The organism is Stenotrophomonas sp. 2YAF22 (assembly GCF_052114665.1).
GTDB lineage: Bacteria > Pseudomonadota > Gammaproteobacteria > Xanthomonadales > Xanthomonadaceae > Stenotrophomonas > Stenotrophomonas indicatrix.
In genome coordinates this window covers 1-2582 of the sequence record NZ_JBFRFE010000616.1, presented here as the reverse complement: position 1 = coordinate 2582, position 2582 = coordinate 1, and the positions used below count along the sequence as shown (strand labels likewise).

At 65.1% G+C, this 2582-nt stretch carries 1 protein-coding gene and 2 pseudogenes; all 3 read left to right on the top strand.

The window, feature by feature from the left end; all coding sequences use genetic code 11:
• Positions 1–448: pseudogene (locus AB4Y84_RS18965) on the top strand (aminotransferase class V-fold PLP-dependent enzyme); the annotation flags it as partial.
• Positions 449–666: 218 nt separating this feature from the next.
• The gene (locus AB4Y84_RS18960; RefSeq protein WP_442243623.1) at positions 667–1815 is read left to right on the top strand and encodes an SPFH domain-containing protein; all 1149 of its coding nucleotides are present in this window, start codon (positions 667–669) and stop codon (positions 1813–1815) included.
• A gap of 24 nt (positions 1816–1839) precedes the next feature.
• Positions 1840–2582: pseudogene (locus AB4Y84_RS18955) on the top strand (TFIIB-type zinc ribbon-containing protein); the annotation flags it as partial.

The following is a 2582-nucleotide window of genomic DNA, read 5'->3' as shown; positions in this document are numbered from 1 at the left end:
GCTGTGCCAGATCTATGGCCCGCCCGCTGCGCAGCGGGGCGCGACGCTGATGCTGAACTTCTTCGACTGCTATGGCTCCATCCTGCCGCACGCCCGCATCAAGCGCGCCGCAGATCGGTTCGGCATCACCCTGCGCAATGGCTGCTTCTGCAACCTGGGCGCCGTCCAGCAGGCGACCTACGCGACCGCAGGCGCCGAGCACTGTGAACTGGACAAGACCGGGAAGATTCTCGACTGCACCACATTCGACGAGAAGATCCTGGAGAAGGGTGATTGCGGTGCGGTCAGGATTTCGTTCGGGCTGGGATCGAATTTCACCGATGCGTATCGCTTCCTGCTGTTCGCCACCTGCCTGCTGGACACAGATGCTTCAGGCCTTGAATGTGTGATGGAGCAATCATCGGCACCGGCTCCGGAACCCCGGGTTGCCAGCACTGTGCAGGCTTGAGTCGCTGCGGGGCCGTGCCCAGGCTGGACTGTCGCATTGCGGCGATGGGCTCCGGAACGGGTGCCGCTGATCGGCCAGACCTGATCAACCGCACCCTGGCCAGTGACGCGAGATGAATGGGGGTCCACCCAGCCGCTAGCCGCATGCAGCCTGCCTCCTCTATAGTCAGCCGAGCACGACAGGCGTGGTGCCTGTCCGGCAACTACAGGGAGTGGGTCATGGGTCTGGTACAAGCGGTGAAGGGTGCAGTCGGCGGTGTGCTGGCCGACCAGTGGAAGGACTTCTACACCGTGCCGACCGGCCTGCCGTCCACGGCAGCCCTGTTCGCGGCGGTGCCGCAGGGCACCAATGCCGGGCGCGGTTCGAACACCAGCGGCTCCTCCAACATCATCAGCAACGGTTCGAAGATCGTCGTGCCCGAGGGCTACGGCCTGCTGCTGTTCCAGGATGGCGCGATCACTGCCTTCGTGGCCGAGCCGGGTGGCTACGAGTGGCGCTCGGACGATCTGAACTCGCAGTCGATCTTCGCCGGCGACGGCCTGGTCAGCACCTTCATCAAGCAGAGCTGGGAGCGCTTCAAGTTCGGCGGCCAGCCGGGCTCGCAGCAGGCTGCCTTCTTCGTTTCGCTGAAGGAACTGCCGGACAACCGCTTCGGCACCCAGTCGGAAATCTACTGGGACGACGGTTTCCTCAACACCCAGGTCGGCGCGGTCACTCGTGGTTCGTACACGCTGAAGATCGTGGACCCGATCCTGTTCGTGAAGAACTTCGTGCCGGCCAGCTACCTGCGGCCGGGCCAGGTGTTCGACTTCACCGACCTGGACAATGCTGCTGCCAGCCAGCTGTTCAATGAAGTGGTGGGTTCGCTGGCGCCGGCGTTCAGCCTGTACACCAACGATCCGGGCAAGGGCAACCGCATCACCAAGCTGCAGCAGGATTCGCTGGGCTTTGCGCAGAGCCTGTCGGCCGCCGTCGAACAGGGCTACCAGTGGAAGTCCGATCGTGGCCTGGCCATCGTCAAGACCGCCATCGTCTCGATCGAGTACGACGCCAACACCCGCGAACTGCTGAAGACCGTGCAGCGCGCCGATGCGCTGTCCGGCTCGCGTGGCAATTCCAACCTGCAGGCCAGCGTCGCCCAGGGCATCCAGTCCGCCGGTGAGAACGGCGGTGCCGCCGGSCTTGTCGGCGTGGGMATGGCRTCGGGCATGTTCGGCGCGGGCAATCTGCAGCAGCCGGCAACCCCGGTCGCCCCTGCCGCCGACGACCCGGTAGCCAAGCTGAAGAAGGCCAAGGAAATGCTCGACCTGGGCCTGATCACCCAGACCGACTACGACGCGCTGAAGGCCAAGGCGCTGGGACTGTAAGAAGACGCAGGACGCGCAACCACCATGTCCGATCCCAGAAACACGCCTCCGCCGCTGCCCCGATCCGCTTCAGCACCCCCGCCCCTGCCGGCGGCGGTGCTGGACGGCCCCGGTTCGCCGCAGGATGTTCCTCCCCTGCCCGGCAGCTTCCCGCTGGATACCTCCAAGCTGCCTGAGGCCATCCGCAACGAAGTCGAGGCGCCCGACCCGGTCGCCATCGACACCGCTGCGGCCGAACTGAAAGACGGCCTCAACCGCTGCCCCAAGTGCGGCGCCACCGACATCAGGCCCAAACTGGGCACCGACATCCTGGTCTGCCTGTACTGCCGTCACGAATGGCATGGCGCGCGGGTGGAGGAGGAATTCGGGCTGGGTGAAGCCATCGACCAGTTGCGTGGCACCGTCATCGCATCGGGCGCACGCGATATCGATGCCGACACCTCGGCGCTGATGACCTTCAAGTGCACCGGTTGCGGCGCCGAAGTCACGGTCAACACCGAAAGCACGATGACGGCGCGCTGCCACTGGTGCCGGCATGTGTTCGGCGTGAACGAACAGATCGCCAACGGCGCGGTGCCCGACGCCGTGCTGCCGTTCCATATCAAGAAGGAGGATGCGGTCGCGCGCATCCGCCAGTTCGTCGACAAGCGCCGGATGTTCGCGCTCAAGGCGTTCAAGGAACAGTTCACCCCGGAAAACGTGGTGGGCGTGTACCTGCCCTACATGATCGTCGACGGCAATGTCAGCGCAGCGGTGGCTGGCAAGGG